Source organism: Streptomyces sp. NPDC001709, assembly GCF_053596375.1.
Genome location: NZ_JBSFGB010000001.1, coordinates 175,411 through 189,978 on the forward strand (window position 1 = coordinate 175,411; position 14,568 = coordinate 189,978).

The window sequence follows — 14,568 nt, forward strand, 5'->3', positions numbered from 1 at the left end:
CTCACGGGGTTTCATCGCCTTCACCCCGGAGGGGTTCCGTTGGGGATCGAGAGCGACCAGGTCGTCTACGAGTACCTGAGCCGTGTCGGAGACATCGCGCAGCAGCGGCAGCTGCCGTCGGGCACGCGGATGCGGCTCGTGTCGGAGCTGCGCAACGAGATCGACCGGCACCGGGCCAAGGCGACGGTCGACAGCCCCGCCGCGGTCCGTCGCATCCTGGACCGCCTGGGCACCCCGGACGAGGTGGTCGAGGCGGCGGGCGGCACGTTGGGTGCGGCCGGTGCGCAGCCGCCGTCGGCCGCGGTGCCGGTACAGCCTGCGCCGCGTGAGCCGACACCGACAGCGAAGGCGAAGGCGTGGCCGGAGCCGGGGGACGGGGAACGCGCCAAGGGCCTGGGCCGGATCGTCCCCCGCCCCCGCCCCCGCCCCCGCCCCCGTCCCCGTTCCCGCCCCGGCGAGTCCTTGCCGTCGAGCCCGCCTGACGCCCCGTCCCCGCCGCATCTGGCCGCCGCGCACGAGCTCGGGGACAGTGCCGTGCAGCCCGACTGGTGGCGGCTCGGCGGTAGCCCGTTCGGTGTCCCGGCCGAGGCGAGTGACTCGGTGCCGGGGTTCGTGGGCGGGGTGGAGATCCCGGAGCTGCTCAAGCGCCCGCCGAAGCCGGCGGAGGAGACGGCGGAGCCTGCCCCGGAGGCGGCAGCGCCCGAACCGGACGCCACCGGGGCGGCCGAACCGGCCCCGCGCCGCCGCCTGTTCTCCCGTCCCGCTGCCGGCTGGACCAACCCGTTTCTGCTGCTGGCCGCTGCCGCGCTGGTCGCCGGTGCGGTGCTCGGGAACTGGTTCGCCCTGCTGCTCGGGTGGGCGATCGCGTACGGCTCCCGCAGGCTGAGCCCGGCGGAGACCAAGGTGGCGGTGATGGTCCTGCCCGGTACGGCGATCGCGGCCGGCCTGGTCTGGCTCTGGGGCCGGGACAACGGCCGCTGGGGCACTCCGATCGCCCAGGGCCACATGAACGACGCGATCGCCGGGACGTGGCCGTGGGTGGTCCGCGGAGCCGCCGTCGCCTCGGCCCTGTACCTGGTCTGGCGCTCACAAAGGACCAGGTGAACGCCGTCGGGCCCTGGGAGCGGGTCCGCCCACCGGCACCGCCGGGATGCCCCTGAGCTGCGGCTGGCCGGGGGTTGGTCCCGCTCACCCGCGCTCGCGGGGCGCCGCTGCGCACACCCGTGCCGCCCCGGCGGCACGACTGCCCGCAGCTGCGGCGGCATGACGGCCGCTGCCGGGTGGGGCCCCGGGGTAGCGATACGGCTGAGCGCAGCTCCGCGGGTACGTCGGTCGTTGCCGGGTGGGCGTCGCCCCGGCGGCACGACTGCCCGCAGCTGCGGCGGGAGGTGGCCTGGAGTCGGTGGAGTTGTCGGGCACGGAGTCGCGTTCGGTGGCGGTGAGAGGATGCCGCATATGACATTCACCGTCGGTTTCGACCTCGACATGACGCTCATCGACTCCCGGCCCGGTATCCACGCCTGCTACATCGCGCTGTCGGAGCGGACCGGGACGTACATCGACGCCGATCTGGCGGTGAGCCGGCTCGGTCCGCCGCTCGTGGAGGAGCTGGTCAACTGGTTCCCCAAGGAGCGCGTCCCGGCGATGGCCGATCTGTACCGGGAGATGTACCCGGGCATCGCCATCACCGCGACGCCCGCCATGGACGGCGCCCGCGAGGCCATAGCCGCCGTTCAGGCGGCCGGTGGACGGACCATCGTCGTCACCGCGAAGTACGAGCCCAGCGCCAAGCTGCACCTGAGCCACCTCGGCATCGAGCCGGACGTGGTCGTCGGCGACCTGTGGGCCGAGCGGAAGGCGGAGGCGCTGCGCGAGTACGGCGCGGGTGTGTACGTCGGCGATCACGTCGGGGACGTGCGCGGGGCCCGTACGGCGGCGGCCGTGTCGGTCGCCGTGGCGACCGGACCCTGCACCGCCGACGAACTGCGCGCCGCCGGGGCGGACGTCGTCCTCGACGACCTGTCCGCCTTCCCCGACTGGCTGACCGCCTACCGCGCGACGGCGTGACCCGCTACCGCGCGGCCGCGCGGGCCTGACGGCGGCTCGTGGCCACCGAGCGCAGCACTCCCGCGCCGGCCAGCAGGAAACCGACGCCCATGAGCATGCTCATGCAGTACATGTACGTCGGAAACGGCTTCGCGCCGAGGAACAGCGGGGCCACCGTGACCAGCGTGGCCACGGCCCCGACGAAGAAGACGATGGCACCGGTACGGATCAGCCGCTCACCGGGCGCGGCGGAATTCGTTTGGGTTTTGTCACGCACCGCACCAGGGTAGTTCCCAGCGCGAGAGAACAACCGGGGGACGTCTTGTCACCCGCCCCGAGACCATTACGCTTGGTAGCGGCGGGTCACAGTCGACCCGCTCTAGTGCTATCAAGAGCACTTTCCGAGCAGTAGCACTAGCAGCAGTAGAAGTTCCCAACTAGTACGAGGACGAGGACAGACGGTGCCGACCGGGCGTGTCAAATGGTTCAACAGCGAGAAGGGCTTCGGCTTTCTCTCCCGCGACGACGGCGGTGACGTCTTCGTCCATTCCTCGGTTCTCCCTGACGGAGTCGACGCACTCAAGCCGGGACAGCGCGTGGAGTTCGGCGTCGTCGCCGGGCAGCGCGGTGATCAGGCGCTGTCGGTGACCGTGCTGGAGCCGACCCCGTCGGTCGCGGCCGCACAGCGCAAGAAGCCGGACGAACTGGCCTCGATCGTGCAGGACCTGACGACCCTCCTCGAGAACATCACGCCGATGCTCGAGAAGGGCCGCTACCCGGACAAGGCCTCCGGCAAGAAGATCGCCGGCCTGCTGCGGGCGGTCGCCGACCAGCTGGACGTATAGGGACCCGTCAGGGAAAAGCGAGCGCATCCGGGCCGAGGGGCGGCAGCAGCCCCTCGGCCGCCGCGCGTGTGAGCAGCCCCCGGATCGCCGCGTAGCCGTCCTCGCCGAGGTCGGCGGTGGACTCGTTCACGTACAGCCCGATGTGCTGGTCCGTCACGGCCCGGTCCATCTCCTGGGCGTGCGCCATGACGTACGGCCTGGAGGCCTCGGGATCGTCCCAGGCGGCCCGTACGGAGGCGCGGATGGAGTCCGCGAGCCGGGTGAGGGCCTCGGCCCCCAGCGTGCGCTTGGCGATGATCGCGCCCAGCGGGATCGGCAGGCCGGTCGTCCGCTCCCAGTGCTCGCCCATGTCGGCGAGCTTGTGCAGCCCGTAGTTCTGGTAGGTGAACCGGGCCTCGTGGATGACGAGCCCCGCGTCCACCTTGCCGTCCCGCACGGCCGGCATGATCTCGTGGAACGGCAGGACCACGATCTCGCCGACCCCGCCGGCCGGCAGGGTGTCGGCCGCCCAGAGCCGGAACAGCAGGTAGGCCGTCGACTTGTCGCTGGGCACCGCGACCGTGCGGCCCGCGAGGTCGGCCCCCGGCTCGCGGGTCAGGACCAGCGGCCCGCAGCCCCGGCCCAGCGCGCCGCCGCAGGGCAGCAGCGCGTACTCGTCGAGGACGTACGGCAGGACGGCGTACGACACCTTCAGCACGTCGAACTCGCCGCGCTCGGCCATGCCGTTGGTGATGTCGATGTCGGCGAAGGTCACGTCCAGCGCGGGGGCGCCGGGGATGCGGCCGTGGGCGAGGGCGTCGAAGACGAAGGTGTCGTTCGGGCAGGGGGAGTACGCGATCTGCAGCGGCTCACTCGTCATGTCTGCTCCAACTCTGCAATGCGGGGGCGAGCTTCCCGAACGCCTCGGTGAGGGCGGTGAGGGCGTCGCCGATGCGCCAGGCGGCGCGGTCGCGCGGGCCGACCGGGTTGGAGACCGCGCGGATCTCCAGCACCGGCACCCCGTGCGCGGCGGCCGCCTCCGCGACCCCGAAGCCCTCCATGCCCTCGGCGAGCGCGCCGGGGTGCCGTTCGCGCAGGGCGGTGGCGCGGGCGGCGGTGCCGGTGACGGTGGAGACGGTGAGGATCGTCCCGGTACGGGCGCCGGTGGCCTCGGACGCGAGGCGTACGACGGGCTCCGGCGGGTGGTGGGTGACGGTCCCGAAGCCCAGCTCGGTGACCGGAAGGAAGCCGTCGGCGGTCTCGGCGCCCAGGTCGGCGACGGTGATGGCGTCGGCGACGACGAGCGAGCCGACGGGCGCCCCGGGCTGGAAGCCGCCGCCGATCCCGGCGCAGACGACCAGGTCGTAGGGGGCGCCTTCGAGGGCGGCCGCGGTCAGGGCGCCGGCGGTGGAGGCGGCGGCGAGGGCCGGGCCGACCCCGGCGGCCAGCAGATCACAGCCGGCGTCGGTGCGGCACAGCAGCGCGCCGGGCAGCCGTACCTCGGTCACGGCCGAGCCGAACGCCCGTGCCACCGCGTCCCGCTCGATGGGGACCGCGGTGGCCACGAGGACCCGTACGGAGGTCGTGATCAGGCCTTCTCCAGCTTGAACGACCACATGCCCTGGTTGGACTTGTCGCCCATGCGGATCGTGACCGTGTTGGTGTTGCCCTGGGTGCCGTACTGCTGGTTGAAGAAGGCGCTGCCCGGGATGGTGCGGTAGGTCTTCTTGCTGACGTCGGTGAACTGCTGGCCGTTCACGAGGAGGACCCAGCCCGCGTCCGCGATCTTCGGGTCGACACCGATGCGGACCGTCTCGTCCTGGTCGACCTTGATCGACTTGGCCTTGTCGACGTTCTTGATGCACTTCGCCAGCGACTTGGCGTCCAGCGTGTTGCCGTCGTTGTAGCACAGGGCCTCGGAGTTGACCGAGCTTCGGCCGACGGTGACCGTCGCGACGGGCGACGGCTTCTCACAGGCCGTGAGCAGGAGCAGTCCGGCGGAAACGGCGCCGGCGGCGGCGACGGCGCGGCGGCGTCGCACAACGGATTGCAGCGTGGTCATGGCCGAAGGCTATAGGGCGCCCGGAGCCGTCCGCCCACGTGGGGTGCGGCGTGCCCGGTTCGTTACGCCAGCCGTGCCCACGCGGTCGGCAGACCGTGTCCGGTTCGTTATGCCGGGGCACGCCACGGCGGAACAGGTGGGCCGGGGCGCGTCACGGCGGATCAGGTCACGCGGGTCCGTGGGCGGCCGCCGTGCCGCGACGAGGCGACGAGGCCCTTCAGCGTGGTCAGCCAGCCGGCCGCCACGAACGCCGAGCCGATCAGCAGTCCGAGGGTCCCGTCGAGCGGCAGCACGATGCCGACGGCCCCGCCGAACACCCACGCCATCTGCAGCAGCGTCTCCGAGCGGGCGAACGCCGAGGTGCGCACCAGCTCCGGCACGTCCCGCTGGATCAGCGCGTCCAGGGCCAGCTTGGCCAGCGCCTGCCCGAACCCGGCGACGGCGGCGAGGCAGGCCACCAGGAACGCCCCGAAGAACAGGGCGGCCACGACCGCCGTGCCGAGCACCACCGCGACGACGGTCACGATGATGATCTCCGGGGCGCGTGATTTCAGCCAGGCCCCGACGGCCGTACCCAGCGCGTTGCCCACACCGGCGGCGACCCCGACGATCCCGAGCGAGACCGCCGCGCTCTCCCCGGTCAGCGGGTGCTCGCGCAGCAGGAAGGCGAGGAAGAAGATCAGGAAGCCGGAGAGGCAGCGCAGGGCGGCGTTGGCGCCGAGCGCGTGCGTGACGGCGGGCCCCACGGTACGCAGCCCCGGCCGCCTCACCTGCTCCTTGCGGCGCTGCGGCCCGTGCAGATGCTGCTCGTCGGCCGCGAGCAGCGCCCTGTCCTCGCCCTTGGCCGAGTCGACCTTGGGCGGCAGGGAGAAGGACAGGAACGTTCCCGCCACGAAGATCACGAAGGCGCCGTACAGCGGCCAGGGATCGCCCACCTTGTGCAGGCCCGCCGCGACCGGAGCGGCGACACCGGTGGCCAGCAGCCCGGCCAGGGTGACCCGCGAGTTGGCCTTCACCAGCGAGAACCGGGGCGGCAGCAGCCGCGGTACGACGGCGCTGCGGACCACGCCGTACGCCTTCGACGCGACCAGCACACCCAGCGCGGCCGGATACAGCTGCAGGCTGCCGCTGGCGACGGCGCCCGAGATGACCAGCGCGAGCAGGGCACGGGCCAGCATGGCCCCGGCCATCGCGGCGCGCCGCCCGTGCGGCAGCCGGTCGAGGAGGGGCCCGATGACCGGGGCGAGGACGGTGAAGGGCGCCATCGTGATGGCGAGATACAGCGCGACGCGCCCCCGCGCCTCATCCGTCGGCACGGAGAAGAACACGGTGGAGGCCAGCGCCACGGTGATCATGACATCGCCGGCGCCGTTCACCGCGTGCAGCTCGATCAGCTTGCCCAGCCCCGACTCGCCCGCCCCGTGCGCGTGCGTGGCCTTGCGGATGCCCCGCGCGGCACCGGTGACCGGGAAGTGCAGGGCACGCCCGACGGAACGGACGGTGCCACCGACCCGGCTCGCACCGCCACCCCGAACACCACGCCTGTCCGCGGTCGCCACGTGCTTCATAGTGCCCTGAGAAGCGGCCGGATAGTGCGGTACGGCACGGATGATGCCGACCTCGCCGCCGATCCCGTGCGCTGCGACCGGGCGCGAGGGGTGGCCGGGGTGGGAGACAATGCCGCGTGGCGGAGACGAATCTCGTTCGGTGTAGCGTGCGTATCTCAGCCATAACGCAGAATGGATGGCAGAGGTGCGCCCGAGCGCGCGGATGCATGACGTCGACGCGGTCCCCCGGTCCGCTCCGTCGGCAGGCCCGCCGGAGGCAGCCGCACTCGACGAGACGGCGTAGGAGAGAAGCGATACCTGTGAGCGCAGCGACAACGCGAAGCCGCACCCCCGACCGTCTGTGCGCCGAGGCGGTCGACCTCGCACGCGGTGCGGCAGAGGAGGCCGCCGCCCCCGGTGTGGTCGGCGAGCACGTGGGCCTCGTCTCCGAGGGCGACCGTGTTGTCACGCACCTCTTCGAGTGCAAGGAGCCGGGCTACCGCGGCTGGCGCTGGGCGGCGACCGTGGCCCGTGCCTCCCGCGCCAAGATCGTGACGCTGGACGAGGTGGTCCTGCTCCCCGGCCCCGACGCCCTGCTCGCCCCCGAGTGGGTGCCGTGGAGCGAGCGGCTGCGCCCCGGCGATCTCGGCCCCGGCGATCTGCTCCCCACCGACCAGGACGATCTGCGCCTGGAGCCCGGTTACACCGGTGAGGAGGAGCCACCGCCGAACTCGGTGGTCTCCCACGAGATGGCCGAACTGGCGGAGGCCGAGGACGCCGACGTGACCCCCGGCGCCCCGGCCGTCCAGCCCACGGTCCCCTCCCGGGGCTCGATCGCGGCAGTCGCCGAGGAACTGGGCATGCGCCGCGCCCGAGTCCTCTCCCGCTACGGCCTCCATGTCGCCGCCGACCGCTGGGAGGAGTCGTACGGCCCCAAGACCGCGATGGCCCAGGCGGCCCCGGCCACCTGCCAGACCTGCGGCTTCCTCACCCCCATCGGCGGTTCCCTCGGCCAGGCCTTCGGCGTCTGCGCCAACGAGTTCGCGCCCGCCGACGGCCGTGTGGTCTCCCTGTCCTACGGCTGCGGCGGCCACTCGGAGGCCGCGGTCATGCCCAAGCCGCCCCAGCCGGCCCCGCCGGTCATCGACGAGACCCGAGTGGACCCCTTCCCCCTCCGCCCGGCCCGCGACTCGGGCTCGGTCCCGGAGACGAGCGACGAGGAGACGGCGGAGCTGGGGCACTCGTAGCGGCGCTGGGTTTCAGGGGGTCGCCCGCGGTCGAGCGGGCGGCTCAGAAGCCCACTCCGCCGTCCCGGCTGGTTGCAGGAGATCGTGCGGGTGACGATACGGCCGCCGGGCTCCCCGTCGTCCTTTGGGAAAGACCGCCCCCGGCACCCGAGCACGGACCCCCGGGTTCCGGTGTGAAACGGACTTCCGCCCACACCGTTTTGCGGGGCGGTAGCCCCGGGGCCAACGGAATTCCCCATGAACGGAGTTGTTCCGTGGCGAGCGCGACGGCCGCTCCACCTGGACGGAGTTCGTGACCTACGCCGCCCGTGCGACCGCGACCGCCCAGCCGATGTAGACGAGGTTGACCGCCAGCCGGACCGCCGCGCCGACGGGACGTTCCAGCAGGCGCGGCCGATCACGGGATGCCCGCCACAGGGCGTCCAGATGGCAGACCAGATAGCCCGTGATCAGTGCGGCCGCGGCCCAGCCGCCGACCGTCCGGCCCGCCGGCGTCAGGATCCCGGCTCCGACGACGATCTCCGCCGCCCCGCCGGCGGCGACGAGGAGTCCGGCCCGGCCCAGCCATGACGGCACCAGAGTGCGGAAGTACCCGGGAAACAGGAAGTGCCCGATCCCCACGGCGATCAGGAAGACCGCCAGTGCGATGGCAGTAGCATTCATGAACGTGATCGTGGTCCCAACCCGCGCGTGGGCGCTTGAACGAAACGATCGCCGAGTCCACTTCGCATCCGGCCCCGACGCGACGGTGTTCGCCGAGTCCGCCCCGTTCCACGTCACCCGCCACCGCCACCCGGCGTGGAAGGTCGTACTGCCCCTCGGCGGCCATGTCGAGGTCGGATACGGCGCAGGCCGCATGGTCGCGGCGCCCGGAGTGATCGTGCCCCCGCAGCTGCCCCACACCTGTGCCGCGTCCTCCGGCTACGTGGCCCTCTTCCTCGACCCCTGGGTGCTGGGCCCCGGCCCGCGCCCGGTACGGCTGGAGGGCGGTGCCGTCCGGCGCCTCCTCGCGGCTCTGGGGCACACCGCTGCTCCCGGCCTCGTCCCCGGTGCGGACAGCGACCTGGCCGCGGCGCGCGCCGAACTCCTGACCCTGACCGGAGCGGGCCGGCCCATCGATCCCCGGGTGGCCCACGCGGTGCGGGAAAGCACCCGGGCCGGCTCCGACGCCCCCATCGGCTCCATCGCCGCCGACGTCGGGCTCTCGGCGCCGCGGTTGCGCGCGCTCGTTCACGCCTCGGTCGGCGTCCCGCTCACACGGCTGCGGCAATGGGCCCGGCTGCGGGTGGCCGTCGCCGACCTGCCGCGCGAGTCCGCGGCCTCCGCCGCGGCCGTCGCGGGCTTCGCCGACCAAGCCCATTTCACCCGTACCGCCCGGAGCCTGCTCGGGCGCACGCCTGCGTCGATCGGACGTTCCCCCGCCTGATCGACCCTCCTGACCGGTCGGCACCGGTCTGGACGGATGAACCGGGCTGCTCCATAAGAAGTGCTGCGCCCCGTCGTCAAGCCCCGCAGGGACCCCGCTCCTTGATCATCGCCGAGTCGGCGTTCGGCCGGCCTTGAGGCGAGGAGTGGCCGATGGCGGAGCGGTGTGTTTCCCGGAGCCGGTCGAACCGGCGGCGCGGCAGATGGGCCGCGGTCTGTGCGGGACTCGCCCTGGCGCTCGGCGTGGGACAGGGCGCGGCAGTGGCGGCGACCGTCCCCGCTCCTCCGCCACCGCGTGGGGGGATCCTCGGCCTGCCCCTGGCGGGGATCGGGGGGCTCGTCCACCCGGACGCCCCGCCGGCCGGGGCCGACGACTGGAGCTGCAAGCCCAGCCCCGAGCATCCGCGTCCGGTCGTCCTGGTGCACGGGACCTTCGCGAACGCCCATGAGAACTGGGGAATGATGTCCCCGTACCTGAAGCAGCTGGGCTACTGCGTCTTCGCCGTCAACTACGGCGGGGCGCCCGGGAATCCGGTCAAGGCCACCGCACACGTCCCGGACTCCGCCCGGCAGATCGCCGATTACGTCGACCGCGTACTGAAGGCCACCGGTGCCCGTCAGGTCGACCTCGTCGGGCATTCCCAGGGCGGCGGTGTGACGCCCCGCTGGTACCTGCGGTTCGACGGCGGTACGGATCCCGCGCACCCGGAGCGCAACAAGGTGCACAGCCTCGTCGGCCTGGCGCCGTCCAACCACGGTACGACCGCCGACGGCATCGGCACCCTGGTCACCAAGCTGGGTCTCGGCAAGCCCGTGGGCCTCGTCGCCGGTGAGGCGGTCACGGATCAGTTGGTCGGCTCCGAAGTGAACACGACGCTGGACCGGGACGGGGACACCCGGCCCGGGGTCGACTACACCACCATCGTCACCAAGTTCGACGAGGTCGTCACCCCCTACACGCAGCAGTTCCTGACCGCGGGTCCGGGCGCGACCGTCAAGAACATCCTGATCCAGGACATCTGCCCCAGGGACTTCTCCGAGCACGTGTCGATCGCGTACGACGCCAACGCCGCCCAGCTCGTCCGCAACGCCCTCGACCCCGCCCACGCGCAGCCAGTCGACTGCGGCCTCACCCTCCCGGTGCTCGGCGGCTGACCGGCGCCCGCCGCCCGACCGCCCGGCACCCGTGCCCCGGCCGCCCCGCGCGCGCTGTACCTTCGTGCTCACGTCGACGAGGAGTGTGAACGTGAGCAAGTACGTGCGGCCGGCGGCCGAGGGCGCCGACCCCTTCGGCACCGCCCGTCTGCGCCGTGGTGTCCTCGACGCCTGGGCCACCAGCCCCGCCCGGTTCCGCGAGGACGCCAACGCCGAGGAGGACCTGGTCCTGGGCGGCTACCGGGACCGGCTCGTCGTCGAGCTGGCCCAGAACGCCGCCGACGCCGCCGCGCGGGCGAAGGTGCCCGGGCGGATGCGGCTCACCCTCCGGGAGGGCGTCCTCGTCGCCGCCAACACCGGTGCCCCGCTGGACGCGGCCGGTGTCGAGTCGCTGTCCACGCTGCGGGCCTCCGCCAAGAGGGACGCCGATGCGACCCAGGGTGCCGTCGGGCGGTTCGGGGTCGGGTTCGCCGCCGTACTCGCGGTGACCGACGAGCCCGCGATCGTGGGGCGGCACGGGGGTGTCCGCTGGTCCCTCGCCGAGGCGCGGGAGCTGGCCGCCGGCACCGCCCGGCACAGCCCGGGCCTGGGCGACGAGGTCCGGCGCCGGGACGGGCATGTGCCGCTGCTCCGGCTGCCGTTCGCCGCCGAGGGCACCGCCCCCGAGCCGTACGACACCGCCGTCATCCTGCCCCTGCGGGACGCGGCCGCCGCCGACCTCGCCGAGCGGCTGCTGAACGCCGTCGACGACGCCCTGCTCCTCGCCCTGCCGGGCCTGGAGGAGGTCGTCGTGGAGGCCGGGGACGAGGCGCCGCGTGTGCTGCGCCGGCGCACCGAGGGCGTCGTCACCGTCGTGGAGGACTCGCGGGAGGGGACCACCCGGTGGCGTACCGCCTCCGCGCACGGGCCGCTCACCCCCGACCTGCTCGCCGACCGGCCCGTGGAGGAGCGGCTGCGCCCCCACTGGTCGGTGACCTGGGCCGTACCCGAGGACGAGGACGGGCGGCCGGTGCGGCCCCGGACCACGGCCGTCGTGCACGCGCCCACCCCGAGCGACGAACCCCTCGGCGTCCCCGCCCTCCTCATCGCCTCCTTCCCCCTCGACACCACCCGCCGGCACACCGCTCCCGGCCCGCTCACCGACTTCCTGGTGCAGCGCGCGGCCGACGCCTACACCGAACTGCTCGCCGGCTGGCGGCCGGTGACGGACGGGATCATCGACCTCGTGCCCGGGCCGCTCGGCAAGGGGCAGCTGGACGGGGCGCTGCGGCAGGCCGTCCTGGAGCGGCTGCCGCGTATCGCGTTTCTCCCGCCCGCCCACCCGGCTTTCCTGCCGCCCGCCGCTCGGGCCAAGAGCGACGACGACGAACTTCCCCAGGCGCTGCGGCCCCGGGAGGCGGAGATTGTGGAGGGCGCCGGGGCGGACACCGTGCGGGTGCTCGCCGAGGTGCTGCCCACGCTGCTGCCGGCCGGTCTTGAGCGGCGGGTCGAACTGCGCACCCTCGGCGTCGCCCGGCTGCGGCTCGCGGACGCCGTCGACCGGCTCGCCGGTCTCGAGAAGGACCCCGACTGGTGGTGGCGGCTCTACGACAGCCTCGCCGGGGTCGACCCGGACCGGCTCTCCGGTCTTCCCGTGCCGCTCGCCGACGGGCGGACCACGATCGGCCCTCGCCAGGTCCTCCTCCCCACCCCGGACGCCGCCCGGATCGACCCGGACGTCCTCGGGCGGCTCGGGCTGAAGGTGGCCCACGAGGACGCCGCGCACCCGCTGCTGGAGAAGCTGGGCGCGCTGCCCGCCACTCCGCGCGCGGTGCTCACCACCCCGCAGGTGCGGGCCGCCGTCGCCGCCTCGCTGGACGAGGAGGGCGCGATCGGGGGCTGGGAGGAGGACGCCCTGGACGCCGAGGAACTCGCCGACACCGTCCTCTCCCTGGTGCGCGACGCCGGTCTCGAGCCGGGCGAGGAGCCCTGGCTGGGGGCCCTGGCGCTGCCCGACGAGGACGGAGAACTGGCGCCGGCGGGTGAGCTGGTCCTCCCCGGCAGTCCGTTCGCCCGCGTGATCCGTCCCGACGAACTGGCCGCCGTCGACCACGACCTGGCGGAGAAGTGGGGCGAGCAGCCGCTGGCCGCCTGTGGGGTGCTCGCGAACTTCGCGCTCGTGCGCGCCGCCGACGTCGTCCTCGACCCGGACGAACTGGAGCCCCGGGAGGGCGACTTCGCCGAGCCCGACGACGCCGGGCTGCTGGACGCCGTCGACGTGTGGTGCGAGGACATCCTCGACCGCTTCCCGGACAGCCCGGTGCCCCCGGTCGCCACCGAGCTGGTCGCCGTACGCGATCTGGACCTGGTGGACGACGAGCACTGGCCGGAGGCGCTCGCGCTGCTCGCCCAGCCCCCGCTGCGGGACGCGCTGACCCAGCCGGTCCGTATCCTGCTGCACGACGGCACCCACGAGGTCGTACGGCCGTACACGGCGTGGTGGCTGCGCGGGCACCCGGTGCTCGACGGCCGCCGCCCGGCCGGTCTCCTCGCGGCGGGCGGCGACCCGCTGCTGCGCGGCCTGTACGACGAGGCCGACGCGACCGGGTTCGAGGACGAGCAGGTACTGCGGGCGCTCGGCGTGCGCACCTCCGTCGCGGCCCTGCTGGACGAGCCCGGCGGCGCCGCCGAGCTGCTGGACCGGCTGGCCGACCCGGCGCGTCCCGTGTCCTCGGCCCAACTGCACGGAATCTACGGGGCGTTGGCGGAGCTGGACCCCGAGCAGGTGACCCTGCCGGACGAGCTGCGGGCCGTGGTCGACGGGCGTGTGGAGGTCGTGGACGCGGCCGAGGCGGTCGTCGTCGACTCACCCGATCTGCTGCCGTTCACCTCCCGGGTGCCGCTGCTGCCGGTCCGGCCGGCCCGGGCCGCCGAGCTGGCGGAGCTGTTCCAGGTGCGGCGGCTGAGCGAGTCCGTCACCGGCGAGGTGCACTCCGAGGGGGCCGAGCACGAGGTGCCGGAGCCGGTGCGGGTACTGCTCGGGCCGCGGACCGCGCAGACGTACGTCGAGCACGAGGAACTGGTCGTGGACGGCGTGGAGATCGACTGGCGGCACACCGACGACGGCGTGCTGCACGCGGCCACGCTGGAGGGGGTCGCGGCCGGGCTGGCCTGGGCGGCGGGGCAGTGGCCCCGGCGCTTCGAGGTCGCGGCCCTGCTGGAGGACCCGTCCCGGACGGAGGAACTGGCCCGGGACCGCTGGTTCGACTAGCTGCGCCTTTGACGGCGTGCGGTAAGCGGGACGCTGTCTCTCACTTGTGTAATGGATCAGCAATCCAGGTACAAAATCTGGTCCGCGGGGGCTCCGGCTGTACAACCAGTCGCATCCCCCGCGGATCTGATCGCTCGAGTCAACCGACTCCACGATCACTTCTCCCTCCAGGGGAACGCACATGCGCATACGTGCCACCGCGGCCGCCGTCTCCGGCGCCCTGGCCCTTTCCGCCCTCGCAGTCCCGGCCGCGCAGGCCGTCACCGACTCGGGCGCGCCGTACACCCTGAACGTCAGCTTCTCGAACGTCACGATCGCCAAGGCGATCAAGGTCGGCAGCACCAACAAGGTCAGCACGACGTACTCGTACACGCTGACGCACGGCCCGGACGTGGACATCGCCGCGAGCGACTTCCACACCGACGCCTTCCTGTACCACGGCACGTACAGCGACACGGAGCCCGAGCTGTACGGCGACGACTGGGCGACCTGCACTCCCACCTCGTCCACCACCGCCACCTGCACGGGCACGGTCGACATCTACCCGACCGACGCCGACCCGAAGATCGCGGACGCCGGCACCTGGAACGTGGCCGCCGAGGCCATCGCCTTCAACGGCCAGGACGAGCAGAACCCCGACATGAGCAAGGTCGGCTACAAGGACCAGAGCGGCCTGGGCACGACCCTGGTGCAGCGCTACTCGAAGCTGACGACCACCGTGAGCTCGACGTCCGTCTACAAGGGCAAGACCTTCACGGCGTCCGGCAAGCTCTCCCGCGCCGACTGGGACGACAACCTGTACCACGGCTACGCCAACCAGCCGGTCAAGCTCCAGTTCCGCAAGTCCGGCACGAGCACGTACAGCACGGTCAAGACGGTGTACACGGACGCGTACGGCAACCTGAAGACCAGCGCGACCGTGAACTACAGCGGCTACTGGAGCTTCAGCTTCGCCGGTACCACGACCACCCCGGCGGTCAGCGCCACGGGCGTCTACGTCGGCGCGAAGTAA

General features: G+C 73.1%; 14 protein-coding genes. 8 read left to right on the forward strand and 6 right to left on the reverse strand.

The window, feature by feature from the left end; translation table 11 throughout:
* Window positions 1-39 precede the first annotated feature (39 nt).
* Window positions 40-1,104, forward strand: a complete 1,065-nt coding sequence (locus ACWC0C_RS00935; RefSeq protein WP_450860603.1) for a hypothetical protein — start codon at window positions 40-42, stop codon at window positions 1,102-1,104.
* Window positions 1,105-1,455: 351 nt separating this feature from the next.
* A complete protein-coding gene (locus tag ACWC0C_RS00940) occupies window positions 1,456-2,067 on the forward strand; it encodes an HAD family hydrolase (RefSeq protein ID WP_450860605.1) in 612 nt (203 codons plus the stop codon).
* 4 nt (window positions 2,068-2,071) lie between these two features.
* Here the strand turns inward: ACWC0C_RS00940 and ACWC0C_RS00945 are convergent, their stop codons facing one another.
* Window positions 2,072-2,323 carry a hypothetical protein gene (locus ACWC0C_RS00945; protein ID WP_450860607.1) on the reverse strand — a complete coding sequence of 84 codons (252 nt, stop codon included), beginning with the start codon at window positions 2,321-2,323 and terminating at the stop codon, window positions 2,072-2,074.
* A 184-nt stretch (window positions 2,324-2,507) separates the two neighbouring features.
* Here ACWC0C_RS00945 and ACWC0C_RS00950 point away from each other — a divergent pair, with 184 nt between their 5' ends.
* Window positions 2,508-2,891 carry a cold-shock protein gene (locus tag ACWC0C_RS00950; protein WP_449200837.1) on the forward strand — a complete coding sequence of 128 codons (384 nt, stop codon included), beginning with the start codon at window positions 2,508-2,510 and terminating at the stop codon, window positions 2,889-2,891.
* A 7-nt stretch (window positions 2,892-2,898) separates the two neighbouring features.
* On the opposite strand, the gene ACWC0C_RS00955 is transcribed toward ACWC0C_RS00950, so the two are convergent.
* From ACWC0C_RS00955 to ACWC0C_RS00970, 4 genes are all read right to left on the reverse strand, one after another.
* Window positions 2,899-3,750, reverse strand: coding sequence for a 1,4-dihydroxy-6-naphthoate synthase (locus ACWC0C_RS00955; RefSeq protein WP_450860608.1), 852 nt, complete (start codon window positions 3,748-3,750; stop codon window positions 2,899-2,901).
* Complete coding sequence (locus ACWC0C_RS00960; RefSeq protein ID WP_450860610.1) at window positions 3,740-4,486, reverse strand: futalosine hydrolase; 747 nt, start codon at window positions 4,484-4,486, stop codon at window positions 3,740-3,742. Before ACWC0C_RS00960 ends, ACWC0C_RS00955 begins: the two co-directional genes overlap by 11 nt.
* Window positions 4,459-4,932, reverse strand: a complete 474-nt coding sequence (locus ACWC0C_RS00965) for a DUF2771 domain-containing protein (protein WP_450860612.1) — start codon at window positions 4,930-4,932, stop codon at window positions 4,459-4,461. Before ACWC0C_RS00965 ends, ACWC0C_RS00960 begins: the two co-directional genes overlap by 28 nt.
* 161 nt (window positions 4,933-5,093) lie before the next feature.
* A complete protein-coding gene (locus ACWC0C_RS00970) occupies window positions 5,094-6,500 on the reverse strand; it encodes an MFS transporter (RefSeq protein WP_450860614.1) in 1,407 nt (468 codons plus the stop codon).
* Window positions 6,501-6,799: 299 nt separating this feature from the next.
* On the opposite strand from ACWC0C_RS00970, the gene ACWC0C_RS00975 reads away from it, so the two are divergent.
* Entirely contained in the window at window positions 6,800-7,726 is a 927-nt protein-coding gene (locus ACWC0C_RS00975; RefSeq protein ID WP_449200842.1) for a DUF3027 domain-containing protein, read from the forward strand.
* Between the two features lie 297 nt (window positions 7,727-8,023).
* Here ACWC0C_RS00975 and ACWC0C_RS00980 read toward each other — a convergent pair whose 3' ends face one another.
* Window positions 8,024-8,389: a DoxX family protein gene (locus ACWC0C_RS00980; RefSeq protein ID WP_450860616.1), complete on the reverse strand. Its 366-nt coding sequence runs from the start codon at window positions 8,387-8,389 to the stop codon at window positions 8,024-8,026.
* 4 nt (window positions 8,390-8,393) lie between these two features.
* Between ACWC0C_RS00980 and ACWC0C_RS00985 the strand changes: the two genes are divergently transcribed.
* From ACWC0C_RS00985 to ACWC0C_RS01000, 4 genes are all read left to right on the forward strand, one after another.
* Entirely contained in the window at window positions 8,394-9,152 is a 759-nt protein-coding gene (locus ACWC0C_RS00985; RefSeq protein WP_450860618.1) for a helix-turn-helix domain-containing protein, read from the forward strand.
* Between the two features lie 152 nt (window positions 9,153-9,304).
* Window positions 9,305-10,306, forward strand: a complete 1,002-nt coding sequence (locus tag ACWC0C_RS00990; protein ID WP_450860620.1) for an esterase/lipase family protein — start codon at window positions 9,305-9,307, stop codon at window positions 10,304-10,306.
* A gap of 91 nt (window positions 10,307-10,397) precedes the next feature.
* Window positions 10,398-13,556, forward strand: a complete 3,159-nt coding sequence (locus tag ACWC0C_RS00995) for a sacsin N-terminal ATP-binding-like domain-containing protein (protein WP_450860622.1) — start codon at window positions 10,398-10,400, stop codon at window positions 13,554-13,556.
* Window positions 13,557-13,737: 181 nt separating this feature from the next.
* The gene (locus tag ACWC0C_RS01000) at window positions 13,738-14,568 is read left to right on the forward strand and encodes a DUF5707 domain-containing protein (RefSeq protein WP_450860624.1); all 831 of its coding nucleotides are present in this window, start codon (window positions 13,738-13,740) and stop codon (window positions 14,566-14,568) included.

Bases quoted from the DNA above. Each gene is read 5' to 3' on its own strand.
- ACWC0C_RS00940 (WP_450860605.1), top strand. From the start codon at position 1,456: ATGACATTCACCGTCGGTTTCGACCTCGACATGACGCTCATCGACTCC.
- ACWC0C_RS00955 (WP_450860608.1), bottom strand. From the start codon at position 3,750: ATGACGAGTGAGCCGCTGCAGATCGCGTACTCCCCCTGCCCGAACGAC.
- ACWC0C_RS00965 (WP_450860612.1), bottom strand. From the start codon at position 4,932: ATGACCACGCTGCAATCCGTTGTGCGACGCCGCCGCGCCGTCGCCGCC.
- ACWC0C_RS00970 (WP_450860614.1), bottom strand. From the start codon at position 6,500: ATGAAGCACGTGGCGACCGCGGACAGGCGTGGTGTTCGGGGTGGCGGT.
- ACWC0C_RS00980 (WP_450860616.1), bottom strand. From the start codon at position 8,389: ATGAATGCTACTGCCATCGCACTGGCGGTCTTCCTGATCGCCGTGGGG.
- ACWC0C_RS00990 (WP_450860620.1), top strand. From the start codon at position 9,305: ATGGCGGAGCGGTGTGTTTCCCGGAGCCGGTCGAACCGGCGGCGCGGC.
- ACWC0C_RS01000 (WP_450860624.1), top strand. From the start codon at position 13,738: ATGCGCATACGTGCCACCGCGGCCGCCGTCTCCGGCGCCCTGGCCCTT.